We start from the raw sequence: 25,682 nt of genomic DNA, 5'->3' as shown, positions 1-25,682 counted from the left end.
CGCCTCAGTACGGGGGCGGCTCGTCGTCGGGGTGTGTCGGCTCGGGTTCCCGACGATGCGCCTGCCACCCGGGGAGCATCGCAGCGCGCTGCGCGCGGATCTCGACCCGGACCCGTCGGTTGTGGGTGCGCAGTACACATCGCAGTCGCTCCTCCACGATGCTGATGCTGGTGCGCGCGTGCGCCAGGCGTGATTCCTCCGGCGGCCGCGGCTCGCGCAGCCGTTCTGCCGCCTCGCGGTTGCGCTCGCGGATCTCCTCGCGGCGCCGGTGTTCCCGCTGCAGCTTGGTGGGCCCGTTCCTGGCCCGGTATCGCGGGCCGGGCACGTCCGGCGCGGTCCACAGCACCCGCTTGAGGTCGGGGAACAGCGCGAGGACGACGCCGGCCGGATCGACGATGATGCGCTCGCCGTCCGGGGCGATCCACAGGATCCGGCCGTCCGTGAGTCGCGCGTCGATCCATCCACCGGCGGTCTTGAGCTGATGGTGCTTCGTGCACAGCGGCTGCAGGTTGTCCGCCGCGGTCCGGCCGCCGCGGCGCGGATCGGTGTGATCGAACTCGCGCGAATGATCGATCTGACACCGTCGAGCGGGCCGGGTGCACAGCGGGAACACGCACCGCGGGTACAGGAGCGTGAGGTAGCGGGCGAGGTCCGCCGTCAACCGGTACGTACCGCTCCCGCGAGCCCGCACGAGCGCGGTGCCGGCGGCGGCGTCAGCATCTGTCTTCTCCGGGGCGTCCGTGACGTCCGGTTCGGGCGCACTGGTGCCGGGGGCGTCGATCCGCTCGCCGAACTCGCGGACCACCGCGTCCTCCCGGCGAGCGAGATCGCGGGCGTGCGCGGCGGTGACCGGCCCGTACCCGCTGAGGTACCCCGACTCGTCGTTCTCGGGATCGGCGAGCGTGCGTTCGTTGACCACCACGTGCACCAGAGCGCGGTACCGGACGATCACTCCGTCCTCGTCGCCCTCCTCCGCGGCCCGCGCCTCGGCCTTGTCGCACACGCCGCAGTCGCACCCCAGCGTCACGTACCCGCGCAGAAGCATCATGAGCCCGTCGGCACGGCGCTGCGGCACGGTCCGCCCATCGTTGTCGCACACCGTCGCGACGATGTCGTCGAGGCGCTGCGCGAACTCCACCTCGTCCTCCGCGGGAAGCAGCGCGAACGCCGAGGCCATTCCGTCCTCTTCCGGGCGGAACGTCACGGTGCGGTCGTCGCGGGATCGTTCCCGCCGCCTGGCCGCGGCCTCCGGATCGATCCGCTGCACCAGCCGGTCCGCGAACTCCCGCAACGCCGGGATCGCCAGCAGCTCCCGCGCATCGGCCTCCAACCGGTCGGCGAGGGCGCCGTCGAACTCGCGGGCCTGAGCCCTGCCGAGCGCCCGTGACCGTGCGAGCGCCTCGCGCCCGCCCTGTACGGAGATCACGCCCGCGCCGATCAACCCGAAGACCCGCGGCAGGCGCTCGACGAGTCCCACCGCCTCCTCCACGGCGCGGTCCGCGGCGGCGGAACCGACCCGCAGCACCACCGACACCTGCGCCTGCAGCGCCGTTTCCCGCAATCGCAGATCCCGCTTGCGAGCCCGTAGATCGGCGATCTCCGCGTCCGCGGGCAACCCGAGCAGCTCCGCCTCCGCGTCGGCGTACATCGTGCGGTACAGGCAGTACAACGCCGCGATGCGACGGCAGTAGGCCGCGTTCTCCGCGCGCCGTTGTTCGAAAACCAACCGCGACAGTTGCTCACGGAAACCGTGCACGCCCGCCAACCCCTCGGGGATGATCTCCCCTGGTAGATCGCGAATCATGCTCGGAAGCTCCATGTCATTCATAATACTTATGTTCGATCAATTCGGCAAGCTCGAACGTCTCGGTCCGGGCGCGACCCGCGCCACCGGCGGGCCGCGTGACCGGGCGTAGCATGGACGGGGTGAGTACCCCGGAGACCCCCCGCAAGCTACTCCGCCTCGAGGTCCGTAACGCACAGACCCCGATCGAGCGCAAGCCGAACTGGATCCGCACGCGCGCGAAGATGGGCCCTGAATTCACCGAGCTCAAGGGCCTCGTCAAGCGTGAGGGCCTCCACACGGTGTGCGAGGAGGCGGGCTGCCCCAATATCTACGAGTGCTGGGAGGACCGCGAGGCTACCTTCCTCATCGGCGGTGAGCAGTGCACCCGCCGCTGCGACTTCTGTCAGATCGACACGGGCAAGCCGGCGGAGCTGGATCGCGATGAGCCCCGGCGCGTGGCCGAGTCGGTGCAGGCGATGGGCCTGCGCTACTCCACCATCACCGGTGTGGCCCGCGATGACCTGCCCGACGAGGGCGTCTGGCTGTACGCCGAGACGGTGCGCCAGATCCACCAGCTCAACCCCAATACCGGCGTCGAGAACCTCATCCCCGACTTCCACGCGAAGCCGGAGCTGCTGGCCGAGGTCTTCGAGTCGCGCCCCGAGGTGCTCGCCCACAACCTGGAGACCGTGCCGCGCATCTTCAAGCGCATCCGCCCCGCGTTCCGCTACGACCGCTCGCTCGACGTGATCCGCCAGGCCCGCGACTTCGGCCTGGTCACCAAGTCGAACCTCATTCTCGGCATGGGCGAGACCCCCGAGGAGGTCACCGAGGCGATGCGCGACCTGCACGACGCGGGTTGCGACATCATCACGATCACCCAGTACCTGCGCCCGTCGCCGCGGCATCATCCCGTGGAGCGATGGGTCAAGCCCGAGGAGTTCGTCGAGCACACGCAGGCCGCGGAGGAGATGGGCTTCGCCGGCGTCATGGCCGGTCCGCTCGTGCGCTCGTCCTACCGTGCGGGCAAGCTCTACGCGAAGGCGATGGCGCACCACGGCCGGCCGATCCCGGAGAACATGGCGCACCTCACCGCCGAGGGTGACGCGGCACAGGAGGCCACGTCGGTGCTGAGCCGGATGGCCGCCGCCGCGAAGTAGCGGTTCGGCGCGAAGTAGTCGCACATTAAGCTGGGAGACATGGCACAGGACAAGGCAGCGGCCGACAAGCTCAAGGCGCAGAAGGCCGAGGCGAAGCGGGTACGACGGGCCGCTTCGAAGGAACGCCGCAAGCAGATGTGGCAGGCGTTCCAGATGCAGCGCAAGGAAGACAAGGCGCTGGTACCGATCATGGTCGGCGTCTTCGTCGCCGCCGTGGCGCTCTCGCTGGTGATCGGGTACTTCGCCGGCACGTGGTGGATGTTCCTCATCCTCGGCGTACTGCTCGGCGCGCTGGGCGCGTTCATCGTCTTCACCCGCCGCCTCGAGCGCAGCGTGTACACGAAGAACGAGGGCCAGGTCGGCGCTGCGGGCTGGGCGCTCGACAACATGCGCGGCTCGTGGCGCGTGACGCAGGCCGTCGCGCGCACCACCCACGCCGACGCGGTGCACCGCGTGATCGGCAAGCCCGGCGTGATCCTCGTGGCCGAGGGCAACGAGGGCCGGATCAAGGGCCTGCTCGCGCAGGAGAAGAAGAAGACGGCGCGCATCGTGGGCCAGACCCCGATCTACGAGTTCACGGTGGGCAACGAGGAGGGGCAGGTCCCGCTGCGGAAGCTGCAGCGCTCCCTGAACAAGCTCCCGTCGAACATCAACGGCAAGAAGATCGACGAGCTGGAGGGCCGGCTCGCCGCGCTGACCAACCGGGCCGGCGGCGCGCAGATGCCACGCGGCCCGCTGCCGCAGGGTGCGAAGATGCGCAGCGTGCAGCGCACCGTCCGGCGCAAGACCGGTTCGAACTGATCCGCACACTCGGGGCCCGCTACGGCGGGCCCTGAGTCGTCCCGGCGCAGGGACGACGCTCAGCGCGACCGGACGAGGATCGTTCCGGTGGCGCGATCGTGCATGCCGCGGCCGTCCACATCCTGGATGAGCGGCGGCACGATGAAGACGATGAGCAGGTTGCGCGCGAGCGCGCGGAGGATGCCGACGCGCATCTGCGGGTTCTCGATCCGGGCGACGCGGATACCGGCGAAGTACTGCCCCGGCGTGAAGCCGAACAGGGTCACCGACAGCACGCCCACGGCGAACCAGATCCCCAGCGCGAGCGTGTCGAAGGAGGTCGGCTCCCCCGCGAAGACGCGGCTCGGACCCGCGATCGCCACCGCGATCAGCGCGGACGGCACCCAGTCGAGGAACAGTCCCAGCACGCGGCGGCCCGACCCCGCGACCGACCCGACACCGTCGCGCGGTAGGCCCAGAGCCTGCCCGCGGTAGTCCCCGTGGGCGCCCTCCGGCAGTGCCGCGGAGGCACCGGACAGCCATGATCCCGTTTCTCGACGCATGCCCTCAGGGTACGTGGGGTCCGATTCGACGACCCCGCGGATGGCCCTGGAGGTGTAACACCGTTGAAACATTCCGTTAGTTCTCGGGCAACACCCCGTCCATAGCGTTCATTCTCGTAACCTCGGTGGTGGCGCAAACGGTACGACCGTGAACGTCACCGCCGGACGACGAAGGAGCCAGTAACAGGTGTTCACTACCAAAGAGGAACTTCTCGACTACCTGAAGAAGGAGAACGTCGAGTACGTCGACATCCGCTTCTGCGACCTGCCCGGCACGATGCAGCACTTCAGCATCCCCGCCGCGGCGTTCGACGAGAGCGTCTTCGAGGACGGCCTGGCGTTCGACGGTTCGTCGATCCGCGGCTTCCAGTCGATCGACGAGTCCGACATGATGCTGCTGCCGGACGTGACCACGGCGCGCGTCGACCCCTTCCGGGCCGCGAAGACCGTGAACGTCTCGTTCTTCGTCCACGACCCGTTCACCCGTGAGGCGTACACCCGCGACCCGCGCAACATCGCGCGCAAGGCCGAGGAGTACCTGCTCAGCACCGGCATCGCCGACACCTGCTACTTCGGCGCCGAGGCCGAGTTCTACATCTTCGACTCGGTCTCCTACGACTCGAGCATCAACGGTTCGTTCTACGAGGTCGACTCGATCTCGGGCTCCTGGAACACCGGTCGCCCGATCGAGGAGGACGGAACCCCCAACCGCGGGTACAAGGTCCGCAACAAGGGCGGCTACTTCCCCGTCGCGCCGTACGACCACTACGTGGACCTGCGCGACAAGATCTCCACCAACCTCACGAACGCCGGCTTCACCCTCGAGCGCGGGCACCACGAGGTCGGCACCGGCGGCCAGGCCGAGATCAACTACAAGTTCGACACGCTGCTCCACGCGGCCGACGACGTCCAGCTGTTCAAGTACATCGTCAAGAACACCGCGTGGCAGGAGGGCAAGACCGTCACGTTCATGCCGAAGCCGCTGTTCGGCGACAACGGCTCGGGCATGCACGCCCACCAGTCGCTGTGGAAGGACGGCAAGCCGCTGTTCTACGACGAGGCCGGCTACGGCGGCCTGTCGGACATCGCGCGCTACTACATCGGCGGCATCCTGCACCACGCCCCGTCGCTGCTCGCCTTCACCAACCCGACGATCAACTCGTACAAGCGCCTGGTGCCGGGCTACGAGGCTCCGATCAACCTGGTGTACAGCCAGCGCAACCGCTCGGCGTGCGTGCGCATCCCGATCACGGGCAACAACCCGAAGGCCAAGCGCATCGAGTTCCGCTGCCCCGACTCCTCGGGCAACCCGTACCTGGCCTTCGCCGCCATGATGATGGCCGGCCTGGACGGCGTGAAGAACAAGATCGAGCCGCACGCCCCCGTCGACAAGGACCTCTACGAGCTGCCGCCCGAGGAGGCGAAGGGCATCCCGCAGGCCCCGACGCAGCTCTCGGACGTCATCGACCGTCTCGAGGAGGACCACGAGTACCTCACCGCCGGCGGCGTCTTCACCGAGGATCTCATCGAGGAGTGGATCTCCTACAAGCGCGAGCGCGAGATCGCCCCGGTGAACCTCCGCCCGCACCCCTACGAGTTCGAGCTCTACTACGACGTCTGAGTCGTAGGAACACAGGCTCCCGGCCCCGCACCGTCGTTCGACGGTGCGGGGCCGGTCCCGTTCCTGGTGAGCCCCGCCGCGCGTATCGTCGGTGAGGAACAAGGAGGCGACGATGTTCGAAACGAAGCTCAAGGGCAATGACGTGGTGGACCGGTCCGGCGCGGGTTCCGGCGGCCCGGCGCGCCCACAGGTGAGCACGACGCTCCCCGACGGTGAGGTGCTCATCATCCCCACCGCGGACATGAGCCGTCAGCACGACGCCAAGAACCTCGGCCCCAGCTCCGCGCGCCCGGATCCGTCGTAGAACTCGCGCCACCCAGGCGCGCGTTCCGTTTCCGCTTCACCGAGCGTGGGGCTGTGCCGTGAGTCTCGGGCGAGGCGGTAGGTTTTCTGTCATGCGTGCCTTCCGCCCGACCGTCGTCGCCGTCTCCGCCGTCCTCGTGGCGTCGGCGCTCACCGCCTGCAGCACGCCGGAGGCCTCCGCAGCCTGCCCCACGGGTGGCCCGAGCACGGCGAACTCCCCCGATTGGACCTACCGGGGGCAGAGCGGCTCCATCGTGGTCACCGGGCCCACCGACACCGCGTCCCCGCAGATCACCGTCGAGAAGCCCTTCTCGGTGGCGCAGACCCATGTCCAGGCCTTCAACCCGCCCGGCGACGGTGCCGTGGTCGGCGAGACGGCGACGGTCTCGGTCTGCTATCTCGGCGTGAACGGCCGCACCGGTGAACGCTTCGACAGCACCTACGACCGCGGCAAACCCGCATCCTTCTCCCTGGACGGCGTGATCCCGGGCTTCAAGACGGCGATCGCCGGGCAGAAGGTGGGTACGTCCGTCGGCGTGGCGATCGCCCCCGCCGACGGCTACCCCTCGGGCCAGCCCTCGGCCGGGATCCAGGCCGGCGACACCCTGATCTTCGCGATCAAGATCCTCTCGGCCTCGTAGCTCGCATCGCCGACGGGGATCGCCCTGAACCGCGCGGCCCGATTCTCGCTCAGCCGACCCGGGCGAGCACGGCGCGGTGATCCGCGCCGGGGACGTCGTGCCCGGTGACGGAGGCGGCGCCGAGCCCGCGCAGCAGGACGCGGTCGATCGCCACCACCGGCGGGTAGGTCTTGTCCGTCGGGTAGGTCGGCAGCCAGCCGGCGCCCGCGAGCTGCCCCGCGTCGCGGTAGCCGCCGGTGAGCAGGCTCCGGAAGCGCACGTGGTCGTAGGTGGCGTTGTAGTCGCCCAGGGCGATGACGGGGCGCCCCTCGGGCACGCCCTGCAGCAGGGTCCCGATCCGGCGCAGCTCCGAGTCCCAGGTTTCGGTGTCGAGGGGCGGCACCGGGTGCAGCGCGAACAGCTGCACGTCGCCGCGGCCGGGGACCGAGGCGACGGCGGTCAGCGCGTTCAGAACGAAGCCGGGGACGACGCCGGTGCTCGCGAGCGGATAGCGGCTGTAGAGGGCCGTGCCGCCGGCGCCGGCCGCGGGCCGCACCAGCGAGTGCGGCAGGTCGGTGGCGATGCTCGACGCGGCGATCCGCTGCGCCCCCTCGCCCGTCAGCTCGAGGACGGCGAGGACGTCCACGCGGTTGTCGCGCACCAGCTTCGCGAGAGTGCCCGCATCGCCCGCCCCGAGCTGGATGTTCGCGCTGAGGACAGTGAGCACCGGGCCCGCGGGCGCCGGTTCGCCGCGCCACAGCGGTGACTGCACCCAGATGCCCGCCGCGACCACCGCGACGGCCAGGAACAGGCGTAGCAGCGCGCGCACGTACAGCAGGCACACCACCGCGATCGCGGCACAGGCCGCCCACAGGACCGGGGAGACCGCGGCGGCGGCCACCGTGATCCGGTCGGTACCGGGCCAGAAATGCAGCACGAGCGCCAGGATCGCGCCCAGGAGCGCCGCGGTGCCGACGATGCTCGCCGCCATCCGGAAGAAGAACCTCATGCGCACATCCTGCCCGCCGCGGCGCTATTCGCCCCAGAAGACCCGGTCGACGACGGCGCGCCCGCGGCGGGTCGTGCGCAGATAGTCGTCGAGGTAGTCCAGCGAGCTGCCGCGCCAGCCGGCCACGTACGCCACGTTGGAGAGCACCGCGCCGGGGCCGGGCAACTGATCCACGGGCTTGCCCCGCACCAGGAACAGGGCGTTGCGGGCGCGGGTGGCGGTGAGCCAGGCCGCCCGCAACAGTTCGACGTCGGCCGCCGGGAGCAGATCGTTCTCCTCGATGGCGTCGAGCGATTCCAGCGTGGAGGTGTTGCGCAGCGCCGGGACGGCGCTGGCGTGCCGCAACTGCTCGAGCTGCACCGTCCACTCCACGTCGGAGAGGCCGCCGCGACCGAGCTTGGTGTGCGTCGCGGGGTCGGCGCCGCGGGGCAGCCGCTCGGAGTCGACGCGGGCCTTGATGCGCCGCAGCTCGTTCACCGTCGCCGGCGAGACCCCGCCCTCGGGGTAGCGGGTCTCGTCCACCATGTGCAGGAACTCGCGGGCGAGGGCCTCGTCACCGGCCACGTGGGTGGCGCGCAGGAGTGCCTGCACCTCCCAGGGCTGCGCCCACTGCTGGTAGTACGCGCGGTAGGCGGCCAGCGTCCGCACGACGGGGCCGTTGCGTCCCTCGGGGCGCAGGCCCGTGTCGACCTCCAGGCCCGGGTCCACCGACGGTGCGCCGAGCCGCGTCCGCACCGCATCGGCGACCTGGTTCGCCCAGCGCACCGCGTCGGAGTCCTCATAGCCCTCGTTGGGTACGCAAACGAACAGCACGTCGGCGTCGGAGCCGTAGCCGATCTCGTGGCCGCCGAGCCGGCCCATGCCGATGACCGCGATCCGCGCCGGGGCCCCGGGCGGGTAGGCGCTGCGGCTGGACTCGCGCTCGACCACGGACGTCGCCACTTCCGAGACCAGCGCGGCGTCGAGGGCCGCGCCCCAGACCGAGGAGAGCGCCGCGCACACCTCGGGCACCGTCATCATGCCGAGGATGTCCGCGGAGGCGACGCGCGCGATCTCGCTGCGCCGCATCGCTCGCGCCACCGCGATCGCCCGGTCCCGGTGGTGTGCCCGGCTCACCGCCGCGAGCATCCCGTTGTACACCTCGCGCGGCGAGGGCTCCGTGAGCTTGGGGCCGGTGGCGCCGTCGGCGTACAGGCGGATCACGTCGGGCGAGCGGGCCAGCAGCTCCGCCACGAAGGTCGACGAGCCGAGCACCGTCATCAGCCGCTGCGCGACCACGGACTCGTCGCGCAGCACCCGCAGGTACCACTCCACGTCCCGCAGTTCCTCGGAGAGCTTGCGGTAGTTGAGCAGTCCGGCGTCGGGGTTCGGGGTCTCGCTGAGCCATTCGAGCAGCGTGGGCAGCAGGATGGTTTGGATCCGGCCGCGCCGCGACGAGTCGGCCATCGCCTTGAGGTGCGCGAGGGCGTGCTGCGGCTGGAGGAAGCCGAGGGCCGCCAATCGTGCGACGATCGCGTCGTCGCTCAGGCTCACCGCGTCCGCGTCGAGGTTCGCGATGGAGTCCAGCAGCGGCCGGTAGAAGAGCTTGGTGTGCAGCCTGCGCACTCGCGCCGACTGCCGCTTGAGTTCCGCCCGCAGGACGCCGGCGGCGTCGCGGTCCCCGTCGGGGCGGATGTGGGCGGCGCGGGCCAGCCAGCGCCACGCCTCTTCGTGGTCGGACGGCGGCAGCAGGTGCGTCCGCTCCATGCGCCGCAGCTGCAGGCGGTGCTCCAGGGTGCGCAGGAACTCGTACGAGGCGGTGAAGTTCGCGCCGTCGTCGCGACCGACGTAGCCGCCGACGGTGAGTGCCTCGAGGGCATCGACGGTGCTCCGCTCGCGCAGGGTCTCGTCGGTGCGGCCGTGCACCAGTTGCAGGAGCTGGACGGCGAACTCGACGTCACGCAGGCCGCCGCGGCCCAGCTTGAGCTCGCGCTCGCGGAGGTCGGGCGCGATGTTCTCCTCGACGCGGCGGCGCATCTCCTGCACGTCCTGTACGAAGTCCTCGCGCTCGGCGGCCTCCCACACCATGGGGCTCAGGGCGCCGAGGTACTCGTGGCCCAGCGCCAGATCGCCGGTCTGCGGCCGGGCCTTGAGCAGCGCCTGGAACTCCCAGGTCTTCGCCCACCGCTTGTAGTACGCCACGTGGGATTCCAGGGTTCGCGTGAGGCTGCCGGCCTTGCCCTCGGGGCGGAGCGCGGCGTCCACGTCGAAGAACGCGGCGGAGCCGATCCGCATCATCTCTCCGGCGAGCCGGGCGGAGGCCCCGTCCGCGGGCTCGGCCACGAAGATCACGTCCACGTCGGAGACGTAGTTCAGTTCGCGCGCACCGCACTTGCCCATCGCGACCACGGCGAGGCGGCCCTGCGGGTCACTCTCGGGGTACACGGTCGCGACGGCGACGGACAGCGCCGCGGTGAGCGCGGCGTCGGCGAGGTCCGCGAGGTGCGCGCCCACCACGGAGAAGGGCAGCGTGGGCTCGTTCTCCACCAGTTCGGCGAGATCGCGTGCGGCCAGCACCATCACCAGGTCGCGGTAGCCGTCCCGGAGGGCGGCGATCGCGGCGGCGCCCGTGAGCGCGGCGCGGTAGAGCAGGTCGTCGTCCCGGCGGCCCGGCACCTTCACGGCGTCGACGGTGGCGAGCATCGCGACGATCAGGTCGTCACGCGAGCGCAGCGGCGCGGTGTCCCGCAGCAGCCGCCACGACGCCGGGTGACTGATGAGGTGGTCGCCCAGCGCGTCGGAGGCGCCGAGCAGCCCGAAGAGCCGCCCGCGGAACCTGGTGTCCCCGCGGATCAGGCCGTCGATCTCGGCCCAGTCGTCCCCCGCGGCGTCCCGCAGCCGCACGAGGGCCCGCAGCGTCCAGTCGGGGTCCGCGGCGCGGGAGAGCGCCCACAGGACGTCGGTGCTCTCGGCGTTCGCCCACCCCAGGGATTCGAGGTTCGGCTCGGCATCGGCATCCAGCAGGCCCAAGCGGCCCGCGCTCGGGCTGCGGACCTCGCGGTTCGGGGGCGGCACCGTCGGCTCCGCTCTACAGGGAGAGGAAACGGTCGAGCTCGAACGGGGTGACCACCGCACGGTAATCGTTCCACTCGGACCACTTGTTGCGGAGGAAGTACTCGAAGACGTGCTCCCCCAGCGTCTCCGCGACCAGCTCGCTCTTCTCCATGCGCACGAGCGCATCGTCGAGGCTGGCGGGCAGGTCCTTGAAGCCCATGGATCGGCGCTCACGGGCGGTCATCTGCCGCACGTCGTCCTCGGCGGCCTCGGGCAGCTCGTAGCCGCCCTTGATGCCCTCGAGCCCGGCGGCGCAGAGCACCGCGAAGGCCAGGTACGGATTGCACGCCGAATCGGGCGAGCGGACTTCGATGCGGCGGCTGCTCGCCTTGTTCGGCGTGTACAGCGGCACGCGGACCATCGCGGAGCGGTTCGCTGCGCCCCACGTCGCGGCAGTGGGCGCCTCGTCGCCGGTCACCAGGCGCTTGTAGGAGTTCACCCACTGGTTGGTGACTGCGGAGATCTCGGGGGCGTGGTGCAGGATGCCCGCGATGAAGGCCTTGCCGGTGGCGGAGAGCTGCAGCTCGTCGTCGGGGTCGTGGAAGGCGTTGGAGTCGCCCTCGAACAGGCTCATGTGGGTGTGCATGCCCGAGCCCGGGTGGGCGGTGAAGGGCTTCGGCATGAAGGAGGCCTTCACGCCCTCGGTCATCGCGACTTCCTTGACCACGTAGCGGAAGGTCATCACGTTGTCGGCCATGGAGAGCGCGTCCGCGTACCGTAGGTCGATCTCTTGCTGGCCCGGGCCGGCCTCATGGTGGCTGAACTCGACGGAGATTCCCATGGCCTCGAGGGCCTCGATCGCCTTGCGCCGGAAGTTCGGCGCGGACTCGTGCACGGCCTGGTCGAAGTAGCCGCCGGTGTCGGCGGGGATCGGCATGCCGTGCGGCCCGGACTCCCTCTTCAGGAGGTAGAACTCGATCTCCGGGTGCACGTAGCAGGAGAAGCCGAGATCGGCGGCGCGGTTGAGCTGGCGCCGCAGAACGTGCCGGCTGTCGCCCCAGGACGGCGTCCCGTCGGGCATCGCGATGTCGCAGAACATGCGTACGGAGTGCATCTCCCCGTCGCCGCTGGTCCAGGGCAGCACCTGGAAGGTCGACGGGTCGGGCTTGGCGACGGTGTCGGCCTCCGACACGCGGGAGAAGCCCTCGATCGAGCTGCCGTCGAAACCGATCCCCTCGGTGAACGCGCCCTCCAGCTCCGCGGGGGCGATCGCCACGGACTTGAGGAAACCGAGGACGTCGGTGAACCACAGCCGCACGAAGCGGATGTCCCGTTCCTCGATGGTGCGAAGCACGAACTCCTGCTGCCGGTCCATGGGATCGACCCTAAGCGAGGAGGTGTTAACGGCGTGTTACAACCGGCGAAGGACGTGGCGGCCGGTCACGCCGTGCAGCGCAGGTCCGGCGCCGGGGTCGTGAGATCGCGCAGGTAGGCGGTCACCGCGCCGTCGACGCAAGCGTTCCCCTCCAGCGAGACGGTGTGCTGGCTGCCCTCGTAACTGATCAGCGACGCCCTGAGCTGGCGCGCCAGGTTCACCCCGTTCTCGTAGGGCGTCGCCGGATCGTGCGTCGTGGAGACCACCACGAGCTTCGGCGCGCCGACGGCGTTCACCTCGTGCGGCTTCAGGGTGGGCGCGGCGGCCCAGAACGCGCACGTGCCCTTGGCCCCGCGCCCCGTCCCGCGGCCGTCGTCGAGGAAGGGCGCCGCCTTGCGGATCTCGGTGTCGAGGCGCGAGAGGTCGGCCGGTTCGGTGACGGCCGGGCCGTCGACGCAGTTGATCGCGGTGTTCGCGTCCATCATCGGCGAGTACCGGCCCTGCTCGTCGCGGTTGAGGTACAGGTCGGCGATCCGCTGGAGCAGGGAGCCGTCGCCGCGCTGGAGAGCGCTGAGTCCGCGCCGCAGGGGTTCCCACAGCTGCTGCGCGTACATCGCCTGGACCGTGGCCGTCGTGGCGTCGCTGTAGCTGAGCTGCCTGCCGCCCTGCCCGTTGACCGTTCTGTCGATGAGCGGTCGCGTGAGCTGCTGGTACCGCTCGGTGGCCTTCGCCGGATCGGGGCCGACGGGGCAGTCGGCGTACCTGGCGCAGTCCTTGGCCCAGTCGTCGAAGACCGTCTGGAAACCTGCCATCTGCTGCACGCTCGAGGTGATCGAGTCGAGCGCGGGGTCCACGGCACCGTCGAGCACCATGGCGCGGACCCGCTCCGGGAAGGTCTCCGCGTAGATGGCGCCGATCAGCGTGCCGTAGCTGTAACCGAGGTAGGTGAGCTTCGGGTCGCCGAGGGCGGCGCGCAAGACGTCCAGGTCACGGACGGTCTGCGCGGTGCCGACGTTGGCGAGGAAGGCCCTGCCCATCTGCTGGGCGCACAGGTCGGCCTGCGACTTGTTGAACGCCTCCTGCTTGGCGATGCCGGCGGGCGAATTGTCGAAGGCGAGCGTGGAGAGGCGGTTCTCGTCGCGCTGCTTGTCGCTGAAGCACTTCACGGCGGGCTCGCTGGCGCCCACGCCGCGCGGGTCCCATCCCACCAGGTCGAAGCTGCGCGCGACCTCGAACTTGTCGACCTCCATGGACTTGCCCGCGACCTGCTGCACGCCCGAGCCGCCGGGGCCACCCGGATTCATCAACAGCGAACCCTGCCGTTGGCCCGTCGCCTTGACCCGCGCGACGGCGAGCTTCGTCTCCCCCGCCGCGGGATCGTCGTAGTCGATCGGCACGGTCAGGCGCCCGCACTCGAGCTTCGACTCGTCGTACTCGGTGACGGCGTCCGCCTTGGCGATCGCGGCGCAGGAGCCCCACTCGATCGTCTGCCCGTAGTACTTCTGCAGACCCGCGGGCACGCCCTGCTCCGACGACCGCGCGGACGACCCGCCCGCCGGTTCCGCGGTCCCGTCGATCTGGACCGAACATCCCGCGAGAACCGCCACGGAGACGACCGCGATCGCGGCCACGAGGGGCTTGCCTGCCTTCATCCTCCCGATCCTGCCACGCGCACTCCCGGTTCCGGGGACGCTAGGGTTGAGCCATGACGCCCCTTCGTGTCGCGGCGTGCCAGATCAACCCCGTCGTGGGTGACCTGGACGCGAATGTCACTCGGATCACCGCCGCAGCCCGGGACGCCGCGCAGCGCGGTGCACAGGTCGCCGTCTTCGGTGAGATGGCCCTCACGGGCTACCCGGTGGAGGACCTGCTGCTGCGCCGCTCCTTCGCCGTCGACTCCCGCCAGGCGGTGCACGAGCTGGCGCGCTCCCTGGACGCGACCGGCTGCGGCGATCTGATCGTGGTCGTGGGCTTCCTCGACCGCGACCCGGACGCGCCGGAGACCAGCACCAACCCCACGGGCGGCGCGCGCAACGCGGCGGGAGTGCTGCACGGCGGGGAGCTCGTCGCGCGGTACGACAAACACTTCCTGCCCAACTACGGCGTCTTCGACGAGAAGCGCTGGTTCACCCCCGGCGACCGGCTCGTGGTCCTCGACGTCGACGGGGTCCGGCTCGGCCTCACCATCTGTGAGGACGTCTGGTGGCCCGACGGGCCGGTGGCCGGCCTGGGCGGACTCGGCGTCGACGCGATCCTGTGCCTCAACGCCAGCCCCTTCGAGGTGGGCAAGCCCGCGCAGCGCCGCGAGGTGGTCGCCGCCCGCGTCGCCGAGGGCGGCGCGCCGCTGGTCTACGTCAACCTCGTCGGCGGGCAGGACGAGCTCGTCTTCGACGGCGACTCGTTCGTCCTGGGCGCCGACGGCGCGCCCGCCGTGGGCCCGCAGTTCGTGGAGAACACGCAGTTCATCGACATCGAGCCGCGCGGGCTCGCGCGCGCCGCCACCGTCGACGGGTGGAGCGTGACCGAGGTGCCCCTGCCCGCCCGCCCCACCGTCCTGGCAGACCCGTCGACCTCGTGGACCGAGCTCGACGAGCTCGCGCAGATCTGGGCGGCCCTGGTCACGGGTACGCGGGATTACGTGCACAAGGTGGGCGGCCGCACCGTCGGCCTGGGCATGTCCGGCGGCATCGACTCGGCCCTGGTCGCTTCGATCGCCGCCGACGCGGTGGGTGCCGCCAACGTCTACGGCGTGGGCATGCCGTCGAAGTACAGCTCCGATCACTCCAAGGACGACGCCGCCGACCAGGCGCAGCGGATGGGCATCCACTTCCGGTTCGAGCCGATCGAGCACATGGTGGAGGCGTTCGTCGGACAGCTGCACCTGACCGGCCTGGCGGAGGAGAACATCCAGGCCCGATGCCGCGGCATGACCCTGATGTCGCTGTCGAACCTCGACGGCCACCTCGTGCTGGCCACCGGCAACAAGAGCGAACTCGCCGTGGGCTATTCGACGATCTACGGCGACGCGGTGGGCGCCTACGCCCCGATCCGCGACGTCGAGAAGTCGCTCGTCTGGGAGCTGGCGCGGTGGCGCAACAGGGTCGCCGCCGAGCGTGGTGAGGTCCCTCCCATCCCGGAGAACTCGATCGCCAAGGAGCCCTCAGCGGAGCTCCGGCCCGGCCAGAAGGACAGCGATTCGCTGCCCGACTACGAGATCCTCGACGACATCCTGCGTCGCTACGTGGAGCAGGACCAGGGCGTCGCGGAGATCGCGGAGGCCGGCTACGAACCGGAGCTCATCCGCAAGGTGGCCCGCCTCGTGGACCGCGCCGAGTACAAGCGCCGTCAGTACCCGCTGGGCCCGAAGATCACGCCGAAGGCCTTCGGCCGCGACCGCCGGATGCCGATCACGAACCGTTGGCACGACCCGGCCTGAAAACTGCCCGGACCGGAAAGACCGGCTGGGACTGGTGAAAGTGAAGTGACGAGATGAGCGAGACCCCGTTGTACGGAAGTGGATCCGTCGCGGACGGCGCGGCCGCCGCACCGACCCCGCGGAAGAAGGTGCGCATCCACCACCTGGCTGAGCTCAAGGAGCGCGGCGAGAAGTGGGCGATGCTCACCAGTTACGACTACCTGACCGCCTCGATCTTCGACGAGGCCGGCGTCACCGCCCTGCTGATCGGCGACAGCGCAGCGAACACCGTGTACGGGTTCGACTCCACGCTGCCGATGGAACTGGACGTGATGGCGGCGATGGTCGCGGCGGTGCGCCGCGGCACGAAGTACGCGCTCGTGGTGGCGGACATGCCCTTCGCGAGCTACGAGGAATCCCCGGAGCAGGCCTACCGCAGCGCCGCGACGCTGATGAAGGCCGGCGCAGAGGCGGTCAAGCTCGAGGGCGGCGCGCACATGGCGCCCACGATCGACTTCCTCCAGCGCCGCGGCATCCCGGTGATGGCGCACATCGGCTTCACCCCCCAGTCGGTGAACTCGCTGGGCGGCAACCGGGTCCAGGGCCGCGGCACCGAGGCGGCCGACAAGATCCGCCACGATGCGAAGGCCGTCGACGCCGCGGGCGCCTTCTCGGTGGTGCTGGAGATGGTCCCCGCGGAGGTGGCCGCGCAGGTCACCACCGAGATCTCGATCCCCACCATCGGGATCGGCGCCGGTAACCAGTGCGACGGCCAGGTCCTGGTGTGGCAGGACTTCTCCGGCCTCAACCGCGGCCGCACCGCGCGCTTCGTCAAGAAGTACGCGAACATCGGCGACGAGCTGCTGCGCGGCGCCCAGGAGTACGTGGCGGAGGTCGCCTCGGGCGAGTTCCCCGGACCGGAGCACGGATTCTGATGCGCGAGTTCTACCCCGAGATCGAGGCTTACAGCACCGAGCTGCTGGACGTGGGCGACGGGCAGCTGCTGTACGTCGAGCAGAGCGGCAACCCTGCGGGCAAGCCGGTGGTCTTCATCCACGGCGGCCCCGGCGGCGGCACCTCGCCCGAGTGCCGCCGGTTCTTCGACCCCGCCGCCTACCGGATCGTCGTCTTCGACCAGCGCGGCTGCGGGCAGTCCAAGCCGCACATCGCCGATCCTCCGTCGGGCGCGGGTGATTCGCTGGCGGACCGGCTCGCCGTGAACACCACCGCACACCTCATCAGCGATATCGAGCGGATCCGGGAGCACCTCGGCATCGACCGGTGGCAGGTCTTCGGCGGCTCCTGGGGCTCCACCCTGGGCCTGGCCTACGCGCAGACCCACCCGGAGCGCGTGACCGAGCTGGTGCTGCGCGGCATCTTCCTGCTGCGCCGCAGCGAGCTGGACTGGTACTACAACGAGGGCGCCTCCCACATCTACCCGGACAACTGGGAGGACTACCTGGCCCCGCTCGACGAGGCGGACCGGGCACCGTCGGCCGACAAGATCGCGGCCTACCACCGACTCCTGCACGCGGACGACCAGGACGTGGCGCTGGCCGCCGCGAAGGCCTGGTCGAAATGGGAACGCAGCACGAGCCACCTCATCAACACCCCGGAGAGCTCGGCCGACGCGGACGATCCGCGGTTCGCGATCCCGTTCGCGCAGATCGAGAACCACTACTTCGTCAACGGCGGCTTCCTCGACGAAGGTCAGTTGCTGCGCGACATCGACCGCATCGCCGGCATCCCGGGCGTGATCGTGCAGGGCCGTTACGACGTGGTGTGCCCCGCCCGCAGCGCCTGGGACCTGCACCGCGCCTGGCCCACCGCCGAACTGGTGATGGTGCCGGACGCCGGGCACTCGGCGTTCGAGCCGGGCATCCGTTCGGCGCTGATCGACGCCACCGACCGTTACGCGAAGGACTGAGCATGGCCGAGCACCGCGAGATCGAGACGAAGTACGAGGTCGGCCCGGAGACGGCGGCGCCCGGGTTGGCCGCCGTGACCGGCGTCGACCACGTCTCGACCGACGAGGTCTTCCACCTGGTGGCGGTGTACTACGACACCGATGCGCTGGACCTCGCCGCCCACCGGATCACGCTGCGCCGCCGCACCGGGGGCAAGGACGACGGGTGGCACCTCAAGTTGCCCGACGGCGGCGATCGCCGCGAGGTGACGGTGCCGCTCGGCGACGAGGCGGACGCACCTGAGGGCGCGCCCGCCGAGGTGCCCGAGGAGTTGTTGGATCGGGTCCGCGCCATCGTGCGCGGGCGCACCCTCGCCCCCGTCGCGATCGTCGAGAACGAACGGCACACCACGTATTGCCACGCAGTCGACGGGGAACTCCTCGGCGAGTTCGTCGACGACCACGTGCATTCCGTCTCGCTCCTCCCGGACGGACCCGAGAAGCAGTGGCGCGAGTGGGAGTTCGAGGTCCCGGACACCGCGCTCGGCAGGAAGACCGCGATCGCCGTCGGCAAGGCGCTACGGGCGGCCGGCGGCGGCGAGCCGGACGCGGCCTCGAAGCTGGCGCGCGCGATCGACGCCGAGGTGGCGCGCGAGGCCGTCGACCTGCCGAAGAAGATCACGCACGCGACGGCCGGGCAGCTGCTGACCGCGGCGCTCGCCGCCTACCGCGACAAGCTGTTGCGCGAGGATCCGCGCGTGCGGGCCCGCGACGAGGACTCCGTGCACCAGATGCGGGTCGCCACGCGGCAACTGCGCAGCGTGCTCACCGAGTTCTCCGGCTTCTTCGAGGGCCCCGCCCGGTCCGCGCTGAGCTCGGAGCTCAAGCTGCTCGCGTCCGTCCTCGGCGCCGTGCGCGACGCCGAGGTGCTGGCGCAGCGGTTCGACGGCTTCGACGCGGACGACGAGCTCGGCGGGGCCGGCGCTGTGCTGGCGCAGCGGCAGCGCGCCGCAGAGGCGCGCGGCTGGACGCGCGTGGACCTCGCGCTGAAATCGGACCGGTACTACGTGATGCTGGACGCGATCGACGCCTTCATCGCCGACCCGCCGCTCCGGGAGCGCGCGGACACCATCGCGCTCAAGAGCCTGGCACCGTTGTTGGACAAGCGGATCCGGTCCTTCGCCCGGCAGTCGTTGTCGCTGCTCGCAGACCCGACGTGCACCGACGACGACGTGCACGCCATCCGCAAGCACGCGAAGCGGCTGCGCTACGCCTCCGCCGTGGTCGACCCGGTGGTGCGCGGTAGTCTGCGCTCCGAGGTGAAGGCGCTGTCGAAGGTGCAGACGCGGCTCGGCGAGTTCCAGGACGCGACGATCGCCCGCGATGCGGTGGCCGACCTCGCCGCGGAGACGACCGATCCGGCGATCGCCTTCCGACTGGGCCGGCTCGACGCCGTCGAGGAGCTGCGTGCCACACAGGCACGCGCGAGCCTGCCCAAGATGCTGCGCGCGCTGCGCTGAGCCCGGCTCCGCGACCGTCAGAGACCCGCGATGCCCGCGAGCCGGCCGCCGATGTCGGCGCCCGAGTAGGAGGCGTGGGCGTTCGGGACCGCGTTCGCGAGGTCACCGGTCCAGTGGCACACCGGGTCGCCCGCGGTGCAGATGCTCAGGGTGCGCCCGCCGATGCGCGGAGCGAGCGGGGCGGGGTTGGCACCGCTGATCACCGCGGAGGCCTGCGCCATACCCAGCGACCGCGGCGCGGAGCCGAGGTAGCGGGTGGTGTCGTTCGGGATGCGGTCGGGGTCGGCGATGAGTGCCGCCGCGGTGATCTGCTTCCGGTCGCCGAGCCGCTGCAGCGCGCGGTGGACGGCGGACGCGCCCTGCGAGTACCCGGCGAGAACGATCCTCGTCGACGGGCAGGCCTTGAGCACGATCTCGACGTCGCCCTGGGTGTTCGCAGCGCCGGTGTTCATGCTTGCGAGGAAGCCGCCGAGCTGCTCCACCCGGGTGGGCACGGCCGCGGCCGGGTAGTAGATCGGGCGGATCGCCACCGTCTTCCCGGCTGCCCTGGCCCGCCCCGCGAAGGTCTGCGCGGCGGAGTTGACGGTCGCACCGAGGCCACCGGCGGACTGCCCCTCGCCGGATCCCGCGGCCCCGATAACGGTGTAGTCGGCGCACTCCGGGGCTGCGGCGGCGGGTGCCGCGAAGGCCGGGACGAGCGGTGCGAGCAGGGCGAATGCGGCAGGAATGAGGACGAGACGACGGCTCATGGCCTCACGCTAACGCTTTCTCGTATGCAAAGCACACTTTTCGCGATGCCGGATCTGCGATGTCGAGACGTACAGTCACCCGGCTGCCCTCCGGCGGGTTGCCGGTGCAGGGCGCGATCACGGCGGGGTCGTCGAGGAGCACCTGGTCGGCGCGCATCGTCACGGCGGAGAACTCCTGCCCCACGCGGCCCGCGAGGATCACGGCCTCGGTGAGGTCGATGCACGCGCGGTCCACCTTGTTCGCGAGGGTGTTGGTACGGGTCATGATCTCCGCGACGTCGTCGAGGGCATCGCGGGCCCAATCCGGGACCGGGGTTCCCGCGCACGCGGCGAGGCACACCTCGGTGGCGTACCTGTCAGCCAGGCGGCGCAGCGGCGCCGTGACGTGGGCGTAGGGCGCGCCGACGCCGGCGTGGCCCCGGTCGGCGGGCGGCTCGGCCGCGGCCGCCGTGCCGAAGGCGGCGTAGCCCGAGCCGCGCAGCAGTCGCGCGGCGTCGGTCATGACGGCCAGGCCCTGCGGGGTCGTGACGTCGAGGCCCGCAAGGAAGTCGCCGACGGTGACCCCGCGCGGCCAGTCCTGCCCGAGCGCGGCGGCCGAGCGCCGCAGGTCGGCAACCGCGTCCTCCGGAGCGGCGGGCAGGGTGCGCAGCAGCCCGATCCCCGCGCGGAGCATGATGTCGGCGGCACACACGCCGGTGAGCAGGGAGATCTGCGCGTTGTAGGCGTCGAAATCGGTCCGGGGTTCGATCCGCACCGTCCACCCGTCGGGGCCCTCCACGGCCTCCTGTGCGGGCAGTCGCAGGTCGATCGCGCCGTGCGCGCGGCCCCACGCCGCCCGCAGCGTGCCGACCTCGGGCAGGAGCGCGATGCTCGGGTGCACGCGGCCTGCGTCGAAGTCGGCCTGGACGCCGGCGTAGTCGAGCTGCGCGCGGGACCGGACCAGCGCGCGGCGCACGGTGGCGGAGGTGACCTCACCGGCGGCGTCCAGATGGATCTCCCAGAGCGCCGCCGCCCGGTCCTGCTCCGGCAGGAGCGATCCGGCTCCCTCCGAGAGCGGCCGCGGGTGCAGGGGCACGGAGCCGTCGGGCAGGTACATCGTCTGGCCGCGGCGGCGGGTCTCCGCCTCGAGTGGTCCCCCGGGCACGATCAGCGCGCCGACGTCGGCGATCGCGTAGCGCACGAGGAAGCCCTCGCCCTCGGCGGCGATGTGCACCGCCTGATCGAGATCCTTGGCTCCGGGCGGGTCGATCGTGACGAACTCGATGTCGCGGCGGTCCTCCCGGCCCTCGGGGTACCGGTCGGCGCTCGCCTGTGCCTCGGCGAGCACGTCGGCCGGGAAGTCCTCGACCAGCTCGAACTCGGCGCGGACGGAGCCGAAGTCGACGGCGCTCGTCGGGACGGGGCCCCGCATCGGGATGCCGGTCACGCCTGCTCCTCCAGCGCCTCGACGCTCATCGCGGCGGCGGTACGCTCGCCCGCCACCAGCCAGGCGTGCACCACGTCGCCCTCGCGGTGCGCGAGGAGCCGGGGCTCGTCCTCGAGCTGCAGCGCCGAGTTGTGCTCGACGATGCCGCGCAGCGGCAGCCGCTCCCGCAGGTCCGGGTAGGAGGAGAGCACCTCCTCCAGCGCGGTCCAGTACACGGCGTTGTTGACGTGCTGGATGATGTCGAGGTCGGCCGCGCGCAGCAGGAAGGGCACCTCGACCGCGTCGGGGTGCGGCTTCGGATCCAGCCACTGCTTCCAGCGCAGCACGCCGGGCTCGGCGGCGGCGCCGAACGTGGTGAGGAAGGTCTCGCTCAGCGCCGACGGCGTGAGGGTGTCGATGTTGAAGTTGATCCAGAAGGCTTCGGTCTCGATCCGGGTGCCCTTCTCCCCGTCGATGCCGATGCGCACGTTGCACCAGCGCGAGCCCATCCGGGAACCCCATCGCTCGACGGTGAGGATGTCGGGCTGCTCGCCGCCCTCGAGGATCTCGATGACGGTGCGCCGCACCACCCAGTACGGGTGAATCTCCTCGTAGTCGAGGTGGCGCAGGTGGTCCTGGCCCGTGTCCTGCAGGTAGCGGGCCACCCCGTCGAACTTGAGACGTCGGTCGGGGCTGACGGCGTCACCCCGCACGGACCGCTGCGCCGTGTAGATGGCGCCGCTGTCCAGCAACTCACGGCGGCGGTCGGGCTCGGTGATACGCGGGGGCAGGGGATCTCCGATCACTCGCCCGAGCCTAGTCGACGGTGCGCTTGTTGAACGCCCGCACGGCGAGGGGTGCGAAGACGGCCGTCAACGCGATCGACCAGATCACGGTCGCGAGCACGGGGTGCTGCAGCGGCCAGGGGGCTCCGTCGCGCAACGGCATATCGTTGCCCCAGAGCTCGCGCATGGCCTGGACCAGCGACGAGACGGGATTCCACTCCGCGATCGTCCGCAGCCACGGAGCCATTCCGGCCGTGGGGACGAAGGCGTTGGAGAGGAAGGTGATCGGGAACATGGTGGCGAACATGAAGCCGTTGACCGCCTCGATCGACTGCATCATGCAGCCCACCAGGATGCCGAACCAGATCATGGCGAAGCCGAACCCCAGCAGCACCACGAATCCGAGCACCGCGTCCACCGGGTTCGTCCGGATCCGCCAGCCGATGGCGAGGCCCGTGAGGCACATGACGACGATGCCGATCGACGAGTGCAACAGGCTGGCGATGCTGCGGCCGATGAGGACGGAGGCGCGGCTGATCGGCAGCGACCGGAACCGATCGATGACGCCCTTCTCCAGGTCGGTGGTGAGCCCGCCGGCCACCACGAAGCAGGTGAAGACCATCGTCTGCCCCAGGATGCCGGGCAGGAGGTATTCGCGGTAGGAGACGCCCTCGGTGGGGATCGCGGAGCCGAAGACGAACGCGAACAGCACCGTGAACATGATCGGCTGGATCGTCACGTCCGAGAGCATCTCGGGCATCCGCTTGGTGTGGATCATGCTGCGGCGAACCATGATCCAGGACTGCTGCCAAAGGCTGGTCTGGTGCGTCTCGATGCCGCCCACGCCGGGAGCCTCGGTGGTGGCGGTCATGCGGAGGCCTCCTCAGTGTCGGTGACGTCGACTTCGGTGCGGTGTCCCGTGAGGGAGAGGAAGACGTCGTCGAGGCTGGGGCGGGACAGGCCGATGTCGTCGACCTCGATGCCGCACTCGCCGAGCAGTGCCCCGGCCCGGTTCAGGTCGTCGAGACCGTTGGCCGGGCTGCTCACCCGGCGCGCGCCCTCATCGACGAAGACCTCGCCGCCGAGCCGCGCGAGGATGTCGCGGGCGCGGGGCAGATCCGCCGCATCGGACACCGTCAGCACCAGGTTGGCGGCGCCGGCCCGCTCCTTGAGCTGGAGCGGGGTGCCCTGCGCGATGATCCGCCCCTTGTCGATGACGATGATCTCGTCGGCCAGTTGGTCCGCCTCCTCCAGGTACTGCGTGGTGAGCAGCAGCGTGGTTCCGCTCGCGACCAGGGCGCGGAGCACATCCCACAGCTCGGAGCGGGCGCGCGGGTCGAGCCCGGTGGTGGGCTCGTCCAGGAACAGCACGGGCGGCGCGGTGAGCAGGCTGACCGCAAGATCGAGCCGGCGGCGCATGCCGCCCGAGTACGCCTTGACCTGCTTATCGGCGGCGTCGGCCAGCGAGAACTGCTCGAGAAGCTCCGCGCTGCGCCGCTTCAGCGCCGCCCGCGGGATGCCGTACAACCCGCCGATCATCGTCAGGTTCTCGCGGCCCGTGAGGATCTCGTCCACCGTCGCGGCCTGGCCGGTGAGCCCCATGTGGCGGCGCACGTCGATGGGATTCTCCCGCACGTCGTACCCCGCGATGCGGGCCGTGCCCTCCGTGGGCGGCGACAGGGTGGTCATCATGCGCACCGTGGTCGTCTTGCCGGCGCCGTTGGGCCCCAGCAGCCCGAGGACGGAGCCGCGCGGCACCTGGAAACTCACCCCGTCCACCGCAGTGAAGTCGCCGAACCGTTTCACCAGGCCGATGGCTTCGATCGCCCAGTCACCGCTCTCTCCGTGTGTCACGAACTAGACGGTAATAGGGCCCACCGACAAGTTCCTAGTGCTTTTGCGCGTGGGCGCGAGCGCGCTCGAGGAGCGCGCGGACCTCCGGCCCGGTACCCGGGTTCACCACCGACACCCACCCCAGCTTGGCGAACAGCGGGTGCGGGATCACGGCACCGTCGGTGGCGTAGTCCCACTCGCCGGCGTGCACCGCGTGATCCGACGGCGGGTAGCCGATCAGCTCGGTGAAGACCTCGCGTCCGACGTTCGCGTTGAGCCGGAAGGCGCCGGGCCGGTCGAGGTCGGACAGGGCGTCCTCGGGATAGTTCTTGGTCACGATCGTGAGGTACGGCATGACGCCGGGCTCGCCGTTCGGGGTGTAGTACACGAAGGTGTCGCCCCAGGCGATCTCCGGCACCGGGGTCTTCCCGTCGGCGGCGATCGCACCCGGCGCGATGGTGTCGACGGTGGAATCGGGGAGGTTCTCCAGCAGTGCGATGACGGCCTCGCGGGCGTTCGAATCGGTCACCTCTGCACGCTACTCGCCGGCGCGGCGCACCGTCAGGACGCTGTCCGACTCCCGCTCGGCCCGGTACGCCGCCGCGCCGCCGTTGAGCCCGAACAGCCGTTTGCTCCAGAGCAGCCATGCCACTGCGACGACGTTGACGACCAGCGCTCCGGCTCGCAGTACGGTGACCTTCTCGGAGATCTCGTAGATCTCCAAGGGCAGGAAGGCCGACGTCGCGATGACCGCGAAGTACTCACCCCAGCGCTTGCCCAGCCACAGTCCGACCGCTTCGATCAGCTCGACCGCGGCGTAGGCGAGCAGGCCTGCCGCGATCCACGCGAGTGTCGTGCCCGACAGACCGAGCGCTGCATCAACGGTGTGCACGATCTTCGAATCGCCCACGTTGAAGCCGAGCTGACTGAGCACCGGCAACTTGGACTGGAACACCTCGCGCAGGTGGTCGTGGGTGCCGCGGAACTGCCACACGACGACGCCGGCGGCCGCGAAGACGATCCCGCGCAGGAATCGTTCGACCGCGAGGAAGCGCAGGATCAGTTCGTCCCGCAGCGCCCGGCCGCGCGGGACAGACGGTGCGTGCGCCGCCGGGCCGGAGCCCCCGGCGGTCCGACCACGAAGTTCTCGCAGCGCAGGCAGCGCCACGCCTCGCCCTCGGGCGTATCGGCGTGGACACGATCGCGGAGATCCGCCTCGTCGGGCGCGTAGGTGACATGGCCGCGAACACCGCAGGAGAGCACGGAGAGATCCATCGGATCAGGCTAGACCCCGGTTGCCGAAGGCCCCCGTAGGAAATTCGGGAGATTCGGGGCGGACGAGCTGACGTGTAAGCCGGATCCTGTCCCCCGCCGCATCGCTGCGGCGGGGTGGCGACCATCCATCTGGACACACCGTTGCCGGGTGCCTCGAGCGGTCCACCCGCGCGCTCGGGCGGGCAGCCCTCGTACACGCGCGCAGCGCCACCGTGCGGTGACGCCTTCGACCTTGCTCCGGGTGGGGTTTACCGAGCCACGACGGTCACCCGCCGCGCTGGTGCGCTCTTACCGCACCGTTTCACCCTTACCCGGGCCGAAGCCCGGGCGGTCTGTTCTCTGTGGCACTGTCCCGCGGGTCACCCCGGGTTGCCGTTAGCAACCACCCTGCCCTGTGGAGTCCGGACTTTCCTCGACCCGGGCGTACTGGTCACCCAGTCGTTCCCGACGCCGCGGCCGCCCGGTCAGCTCGTCCGCGTCCACGACCATACCCCCGGACGGTGCGACATCGGCACTCGCGGCGGAGCGTGGGGCGGCTCATCCG

At 70.6% G+C, this 25,682-nt stretch carries 21 protein-coding genes, 1 other RNA gene and 1 pseudogene; 9 read left to right on the top strand and 14 right to left on the bottom strand.

All coding sequences use genetic code 11. The features are described from left to right. Positions 1 to 4 precede the first annotated feature (4 nt). The gene (locus tag FK529_RS10670; protein WP_158635097.1) at positions 5 to 1,819 is read right to left on the bottom strand and encodes an HNH endonuclease signature motif containing protein; all 1,815 of its coding nucleotides are present in this window, start codon (positions 1,817 to 1,819) and stop codon (positions 5 to 7) included. A gap of 98 nt (positions 1,820 to 1,917) precedes the next feature. Between FK529_RS10670 and lipA the strand changes: the two genes are divergently transcribed. Both lipA and FK529_RS10660 read left to right on the top strand, forming a co-directional pair. Further along, a complete protein-coding gene (gene lipA, locus FK529_RS10665; RefSeq protein ID WP_146561069.1) occupies positions 1,918 to 2,946 on the top strand; it encodes a lipoyl synthase in 1,029 nt (342 codons plus the stop codon). Positions 2,947 to 2,985: 39 nt separating this feature from the next. Further along, positions 2,986 to 3,747 carry a DUF4191 domain-containing protein gene (locus FK529_RS10660; RefSeq protein ID WP_146560948.1) on the top strand — a complete coding sequence of 254 codons (762 nt, stop codon included), beginning with the start codon at positions 2,986 to 2,988 and terminating at the stop codon, positions 3,745 to 3,747. 59 nt (positions 3,748 to 3,806) lie between these two features. Here FK529_RS10660 and FK529_RS10655 read toward each other — a convergent pair whose 3' ends face one another. Then, a complete protein-coding gene (locus tag FK529_RS10655) occupies positions 3,807 to 4,289 on the bottom strand; it encodes an RDD family protein (protein ID WP_146560947.1) in 483 nt (160 codons plus the stop codon). A 187-nt stretch (positions 4,290 to 4,476) separates the two neighbouring features. On the opposite strand from FK529_RS10655, the gene glnA (FK529_RS10650) reads away from it, so the two are divergent. The 3 genes from glnA (FK529_RS10650) (at position 4,477) to FK529_RS10640 (ending at position 6,854) form a co-directional block, all read left to right on the top strand. Further along, on the top strand, positions 4,477 to 5,910 hold the full coding sequence (gene glnA / locus FK529_RS10650; protein WP_146560946.1) for a type I glutamate--ammonia ligase: 1,434 nt from the start codon (positions 4,477 to 4,479) through the stop codon (positions 5,908 to 5,910). A 112-nt stretch (positions 5,911 to 6,022) separates the two neighbouring features. Next, positions 6,023 to 6,214, top strand: coding sequence for a hypothetical protein (locus FK529_RS10645; protein WP_146560945.1), 192 nt, complete (start codon positions 6,023 to 6,025; stop codon positions 6,212 to 6,214). A gap of 91 nt (positions 6,215 to 6,305) precedes the next feature. After that, entirely contained in the window at positions 6,306 to 6,854 is a 549-nt protein-coding gene (locus FK529_RS10640) for an FKBP-type peptidyl-prolyl cis-trans isomerase (RefSeq protein ID WP_193559685.1), read from the top strand. 49 nt (positions 6,855 to 6,903) lie between these two features. Here the strand turns inward: FK529_RS10640 and FK529_RS10635 are convergent, their stop codons facing one another. The 4 genes from FK529_RS10635 to FK529_RS10620 all read right to left on the bottom strand — a co-directional run bounded on the left by FK529_RS10635 (position 6,904) and on the right by FK529_RS10620 (position 13,902). Continuing rightward, on the bottom strand, positions 6,904 to 7,842 hold the full coding sequence (locus FK529_RS10635) for an endonuclease/exonuclease/phosphatase family protein (protein ID WP_146560944.1): 939 nt from the start codon (positions 7,840 to 7,842) through the stop codon (positions 6,904 to 6,906). 24 nt (positions 7,843 to 7,866) lie between these two features. Next, complete coding sequence (locus FK529_RS10630) at positions 7,867 to 10,896, bottom strand: bifunctional [glutamine synthetase] adenylyltransferase/[glutamine synthetase]-adenylyl-L-tyrosine phosphorylase (protein WP_146560943.1); 3,030 nt, start codon at positions 10,894 to 10,896, stop codon at positions 7,867 to 7,869. 13 nt (positions 10,897 to 10,909) lie between these two features. Then, entirely contained in the window at positions 10,910 to 12,250 is a 1,341-nt protein-coding gene (gene glnA, locus FK529_RS10625) for a type I glutamate--ammonia ligase (protein ID WP_146560942.1), read from the bottom strand. A 65-nt stretch (positions 12,251 to 12,315) separates the two neighbouring features. Next, positions 12,316 to 13,902, bottom strand: coding sequence for an alpha/beta hydrolase (locus FK529_RS10620; protein WP_205124379.1), 1,587 nt, complete (start codon positions 13,900 to 13,902; stop codon positions 12,316 to 12,318). A 53-nt stretch (positions 13,903 to 13,955) separates the two neighbouring features. Between FK529_RS10620 and FK529_RS10615 the strand changes: the two genes are divergently transcribed. From FK529_RS10615 to FK529_RS10600, 4 genes are read left to right on the top strand one after another with little or no spacing between them, the layout of a single operon-like run. Next, positions 13,956 to 15,686 carry an NAD+ synthase gene (locus tag FK529_RS10615; protein ID WP_146560941.1) on the top strand — a complete coding sequence of 577 codons (1,731 nt, stop codon included), beginning with the start codon at positions 13,956 to 13,958 and terminating at the stop codon, positions 15,684 to 15,686. A gap of 53 nt (positions 15,687 to 15,739) precedes the next feature. Then, positions 15,740 to 16,600, top strand: a complete 861-nt coding sequence (gene panB / locus FK529_RS10610; protein ID WP_146560940.1) for a 3-methyl-2-oxobutanoate hydroxymethyltransferase — start codon at positions 15,740 to 15,742, stop codon at positions 16,598 to 16,600. Further along, entirely contained in the window at positions 16,600 to 17,592 is a 993-nt protein-coding gene (gene pip / locus FK529_RS10605) for a prolyl aminopeptidase (protein WP_146560939.1), read from the top strand. Before panB ends, pip begins: the two co-directional genes overlap by 1 nt. 2 nt (positions 17,593 to 17,594) lie before the next feature. Continuing rightward, positions 17,595 to 19,091, top strand: coding sequence for a CYTH and CHAD domain-containing protein (locus FK529_RS10600; RefSeq protein WP_146560938.1), 1,497 nt, complete (start codon positions 17,595 to 17,597; stop codon positions 19,089 to 19,091). 17 nt (positions 19,092 to 19,108) lie between these two features. On the opposite strand, the gene FK529_RS10595 is transcribed toward FK529_RS10600, so the two are convergent. The 8 genes and pseudogenes from FK529_RS10595 to rnpB form a co-directional block, all read right to left on the bottom strand. Continuing rightward, on the bottom strand, positions 19,109 to 19,840 hold the full coding sequence (locus tag FK529_RS10595) for a cutinase family protein (protein WP_146560937.1): 732 nt from the start codon (positions 19,838 to 19,840) through the stop codon (positions 19,109 to 19,111). Between the two features lie 4 nt (positions 19,841 to 19,844). Further along, complete coding sequence (locus FK529_RS10590) at positions 19,845 to 21,251, bottom strand: RNB domain-containing ribonuclease (protein WP_146561065.1); 1,407 nt, start codon at positions 21,249 to 21,251, stop codon at positions 19,845 to 19,847. Positions 21,252 to 21,262: 11 nt separating this feature from the next. Beyond that, positions 21,263 to 22,051, bottom strand: a complete 789-nt coding sequence (locus tag FK529_RS10585) for an acyl-[acyl-carrier-protein] thioesterase (RefSeq protein ID WP_231703027.1) — start codon at positions 22,049 to 22,051, stop codon at positions 21,263 to 21,265. Positions 22,052 to 22,061: 10 nt separating this feature from the next. After that, complete coding sequence (locus FK529_RS10580) at positions 22,062 to 22,901, bottom strand: ABC transporter permease (protein WP_146560936.1); 840 nt, start codon at positions 22,899 to 22,901, stop codon at positions 22,062 to 22,064. Then, a complete protein-coding gene (locus FK529_RS10575; RefSeq protein WP_146560935.1) occupies positions 22,898 to 23,884 on the bottom strand; it encodes an ATP-binding cassette domain-containing protein in 987 nt (328 codons plus the stop codon). Before FK529_RS10575 ends, FK529_RS10580 begins: the two co-directional genes overlap by 4 nt. A gap of 34 nt (positions 23,885 to 23,918) precedes the next feature. Then, on the bottom strand, positions 23,919 to 24,392 hold the full coding sequence (locus FK529_RS10570; RefSeq protein ID WP_146560934.1) for a DUF6194 family protein: 474 nt from the start codon (positions 24,390 to 24,392) through the stop codon (positions 23,919 to 23,921). A gap of 9 nt (positions 24,393 to 24,401) precedes the next feature. After that, a pseudogene (locus tag FK529_RS10565) lies at positions 24,402 to 25,138 on the bottom strand (DUF2127 domain-containing protein). Between the two features lie 59 nt (positions 25,139 to 25,197). After that, positions 25,198 to 25,610, bottom strand: an RNA gene (rnpB, locus tag FK529_RS10560) — RNase P RNA component class A. Between the last annotated feature and the right edge of the window lie 72 nt (positions 25,611 to 25,682).

Source organism: Tsukamurella asaccharolytica, assembly GCF_007858435.1.
GTDB lineage: Bacteria > Actinomycetota > Actinomycetes > Mycobacteriales > Mycobacteriaceae > Tsukamurella > Tsukamurella asaccharolytica.
This window is presented reverse-complemented; position numbering and strand designations above follow the sequence as displayed.